Annotated in this window: 4 protein-coding genes and 1 pseudogene; 4 read left to right on the top strand and 1 reads right to left on the bottom strand. The window is 52.0% G+C overall.

Translation table 11 applies throughout. The annotated features are described in order from the left end of the window. Positions 1–34: 34 nt before the first annotated feature. Positions 35–376: a hypothetical protein gene (locus tag CG67_RS15130; RefSeq protein WP_025903775.1), complete on the bottom strand. Its 342-nt coding sequence runs from the start codon at positions 374–376 to the stop codon at positions 35–37. Between the two features lie 1,389 nt (positions 377–1,765). On the opposite strand from CG67_RS15130, the gene CG67_RS15125 reads away from it, so the two are divergent. The 4 genes and pseudogenes from CG67_RS15125 (at position 1,766) to CG67_RS18170 (ending at position 3,465) form a co-directional block, all read left to right on the top strand. Then, positions 1,766–2,089: a MobC family plasmid mobilization relaxosome protein gene (locus CG67_RS15125; protein WP_025903774.1), complete on the top strand. Its 324-nt coding sequence runs from the start codon at positions 1,766–1,768 to the stop codon at positions 2,087–2,089. Continuing rightward, positions 2,028–2,396: pseudogene (locus CG67_RS18835) on the top strand (hypothetical protein); the annotation flags it as partial. The gene CG67_RS15125 and the pseudogene CG67_RS18835, both read left to right, overlap by 62 nt. 370 nt (positions 2,397–2,766) lie before the next feature. Further along, a complete protein-coding gene (locus CG67_RS18175; protein WP_141021235.1) occupies positions 2,767–3,252 on the top strand; it encodes an MbeB family mobilization protein in 486 nt (161 codons plus the stop codon). A 3-nt stretch (positions 3,253–3,255) separates the two neighbouring features. After that, positions 3,256–3,465: an MbeD family mobilization/exclusion protein gene (locus CG67_RS18170; protein ID WP_141021236.1), complete on the top strand. Its 210-nt coding sequence runs from the start codon at positions 3,256–3,258 to the stop codon at positions 3,463–3,465. The last annotated feature ends 467 nt before the right edge of the window (positions 3,466–3,932 follow it).

The following is a 3,932-nucleotide window of genomic DNA, read 5'->3' as shown; positions in this document are numbered from 1 at the left end:
CATGCAGATGCATAACGATTCATCGCCTGTGAAATCACAGGTGACCTCCACCAGTGACTAAAATTGATGCCTGTACTTGAGATCCATTTATCAAAACAGTTCCGGCTTGGTGATCGAATTTTATTCCGCTCAATGCTTTTAATTCAGCTCCATCTAGCTGAATTTCACCATTGGCTGCTGCTGCCTGAATGGCTCCCTGCATCTGAGAAAATAATTTATCAACTTCGTCAAAAGGTAATGGTGTTTCAAGCAGTGAGGCTTGTTGCTTAACTTCAGGATGTTTACTTGCTAACTTCCCTATGATGCCTTTGATTGCATCAGAAGTAAGATTGCTTAATGCGCCAGTGAGAACGGAAAGTAGTGTGGTTTCAATCATTATATTTCTCTCATTAGGTTGCTGTGATGCGTGTTATTTACTCTTTATAATCTCCGATTCTGTCCATATGGTTAGTTGCACTATTGCGTTTATAAGTGCCACTTTTACCATATATATATCCAACGCTACATTGTGGGCATTTTGGCGCCTCGTCATTATGAGTGAAATTTATTTCTCCTCCGACAGATAGGGTCGTTACGTTTTCCGGATAATCTAATGTAGCCACGCCGGTCCATTCACAATTCGAGCAGACAACATCGAAAGATGTCGGAATACTCTTGCAGTTGATGTTGATTTGCATATACATAACCTCGATTTTGCGCAGAAATTACAGTGTTGTTAGTCGCATACCGACTATAACCTGAGTTTGTGATGGAGTGGTGTTTTTTGCTTTGACTTGAGTAAGAGAAATAAATGATCTTCTTGAGATAATCTCTTTCTGCGCGTAGTCTTTTGCTCTGTAAACGAAAAAACCACCCTGGCAGGTGGTTTTTCGAAGGTTAGTTAATCCTGGCAGATTTACTAACCGTGGTAACAGTCTTGTGCGAGACATGTCACCAAATCTGTCCTTCCAGTGTAGCCGTAGTAAGGCCACCACTTCAAGAACTCTGAATACATCTCTCGCACATCCTGTTTACCAGTGGCTACCGCCAATGGCGATTTGTCGTGCCTTTTCGGGTTGGACTCAAGACGATAGTTACCGAAAAGAGCGTGGTAGTCGGACTGAACGGGGGGTTCGTGCATACAGTCCAGCTTGGAGCGAACTGCCTACCCGGAACTGAGTGTCAGGCGTGGAATGAGACAAACGCGGCCATAACAGCGGAATGACACCGGTAAACCGAAAGGCAGGAACAGGAGAGCGCACGAGGGAGCTACCAGGGGGAAACGCCTGGGATCTTTATAGTCCTGTCGGGTTTCGCCACCACTGATTTGAGCGTCAGATTTCGTGATGCTTGTCAGGGGGGCGGAGCCTATGGAAAAACGGCAACGCCGCATCCTTTTTCCGTCCTTCCTGATTTCCGCTCAGTCTCTTTTTCGCCATTCGTGATCCGGTAACGCCCAACGCCCGCCGCAGCCTCACGGCAGGAGCGTAGCGACCGAGTGAGCGAGGAGGCGTCATTTCATCGTCTCCAGCATTTCGCACTTACGTCCTACAGCCTTATTTTCACCTGCTACATGAAGCACTTCCCTGAATCCCGACTTCGATTTACCATATTAAGCCAGTATACACTCCGCTAGCGCTACGTGACTGGTTCAGGGCTGCGCCCCGAAACCGGCTAAAAGCGACTGACGCGCCTGCGGCTTGTCCAACACCGCACCGACCGGGAAAAGATTTCCCGTCCGCCTTGGCGTTATCAGGAGGCCAGATTGGCAGACAAACGCAGCAAAATGCTCACAATGTGGGTGACTGAAGATGAGCACCGTCGTTTGCTAGAACGCTGTGACGGAAAACAACTTGCTACTTGGATGCGGCAGACGTGTCTGGATGAGAAACCCGCCCGCACTGGCAAACTTCCTTCGATTTCACCGGCTTTGCTTCGTCAGTTTGCTGGCATGGGTAACAACCTTAATCAGATCGCCCGGCAGGTTAACGCCGGTGCAGGTAGCGGACATGACCGTGTGCAGGTTGTCGCTGCGCTGATGGCCATTGATGTCGGACTGGAACGGCTACGGCACGCCGTATTGGAGAAGGGTGCTGAGGATGATAGTTAAATTCCACCCTCGAGGCAGTGGCGGTGGCGCCGGTCCGGTGGATTATCTACTGGGCAAAGACCGGCAGCGTAACGGTGCCACCGTTCTACAGGGGAAGCCGGAGGAAATCCGGGAGCTTATCGATGCCTCCCCGTATGCCAAAAAGTACACCTCTGGTGTCCTATCCTTCGCCGAACAGGACTTAGTGCCCGGCCAGCGTGAAGAACTGATGGCGAGCTTCGAGCGGGTTCTGATGCCCGGACTCGATAAAGACCAGTACAGCGTGTTGTGGGTTGAGCACCAGGATAAAGGGCGGCTGGAGCTGAACTTTCTGATCCCGAATACGGAGCTGCTGACCGGCAGACGACTCCAGCCGTATTACGACCGTGCCGATCGTCCGCGCATTGATGCCTGGCAGACTATCGTGAACGGCAGGCTGGGGCTGCACGACCCGAATGCGCCGGAGAACCGGCGAGCGCTGGTCACGCCATCTGCGTTGCCGGAAGCGAAGCAGGAAGCCGCTCAAGCGATTACGCGAGGTTTACTGTCTTTAGCTTCGTCCGGGGAGCTGAAAACGCGTCAGGACGTCACTGAGGCGCTGGAAAACGCAGGTTTTGAGGTGGTACGCACCACAAAAAGCAGTATCAGCATTGCCGACCCGGATGGGGGGCGAAATATCCGACTGAAGGGAGCCATCTATGAGCAGTCTTTTAACGCTGGCGAAGGACTTAGAGCAGAAATCGAAAGCGCAGCAGCAGAGTACCGGCGAGATGCTGAAAGTCGCATTCAGCGAGCACGAGCAGTCTGTCAGAGCGGAATTGAGCGAAAGCGAGAAGAGAATCAGCGCCGCCATCCTCGACCACGACCGGAAGCTGTTCTCAGCCATGAATCAGCGTACGAAAGGGATGCTGCGCATGGTCAGCCAAACGTGGCTGACCATCGTCCTCGTTTCCGCGCTCCTGATAGCCTCGAGCGCAGGCATTCTGTGGTGGCAGAGTCAGCAGATACTCGACAATTACATGACCATCCGGGAGCAGAAGAACACGGAGGCCATACTCTCAGAGAGGAACAGCGGCCTGCAACTCTCGACCTGTGGAGAGCAGAGACGCCACTGCGTGAGGGTGAACCCGGAAGCGGGACGGTTCGGAGAGGATTCGAGTTGGATGATACTGGCGGGGAAATAGCACATGACAGAGCTGGAAAAACAGTTGTTGAGCGCATTAGAGCAGCTACAGCAGGACTACTCGAAAAGGCTGGACGAGTGGGAGAACGCCTTCGCGGAATGGCGGACGATGTCTGGTCTTATGCAACGGGAGAACGCGGCGTTGAGCGAGCGCGTCACGGACTTGAGCAGGCAGGTGCAGAGTTTGAGCGAGCAGCTACGCCGGTTGTCGTAAAGCTGAACAGTATTGAGGCTCTTCGGGAGCAGGAGCGCATGGAGCAGCACGAGAAGGAGTTGGAGCTTGAACGCTCTCAGCGTCAGCAGACGTATGAGGGACCGTCGCTGTGACAAACCGGAGAAAACAGCGATTTCATGGCGGATTTGTTCTGAAATCAGGCATCAGTCATGCAGATGCATAACGATTCATCGCCTGTGAAATCACAGGAGCGATCCTGGGCGGTTTTTAGGGGGTAAGACGGAGTGTTTTGCGGCTTAAGCCTCAGAATCGCTCTGAGGCCGTCTGAGCGGTGCGCGCAAGAGATGTTATGGTAAATCACATTAGTTCTGAATGATTCGGGCTCCACCAGTCATCACTATTTGAGCGCCACCCGACATTTTTATACTTGTACCTTGGCTAGTCATTGTCGTATCACCTTGTATGATCGTTTTCCCAGTAGCATGTTGACCTCCACCAGTGACTAA

This window comes from Tatumella sp. UCD-D_suzukii (assembly GCF_000611875.2).
Taxonomy (GTDB): domain Bacteria; phylum Pseudomonadota; class Gammaproteobacteria; order Enterobacterales; family Enterobacteriaceae; genus Tatumella; species Tatumella ptyseos.
Note: the sequence above shows the minus strand (reverse complement) of the source record. Positions and strands in the feature narration are given on the sequence as shown.

Excerpts from the sequence above, each read along its gene's own strand:
- CG67_RS15130 (WP_025903775.1), bottom strand. The coding sequence starts at position 376 with ATGATTGAAACCACACTACTTTCCGTTCTCACTGGCGCATTAAGCAAT.
- CG67_RS15125 (WP_025903774.1), top strand. The coding sequence starts at position 1,766 with ATGCTCACAATGTGGGTGACTGAAGATGAGCACCGTCGTTTGCTAGAA.
- CG67_RS18175 (WP_141021235.1), top strand. The coding sequence starts at position 2,767 with ATGAGCAGTCTTTTAACGCTGGCGAAGGACTTAGAGCAGAAATCGAAA.
- CG67_RS18170 (WP_141021236.1), top strand. The coding sequence starts at position 3,256 with ATGACAGAGCTGGAAAAACAGTTGTTGAGCGCATTAGAGCAGCTACAG.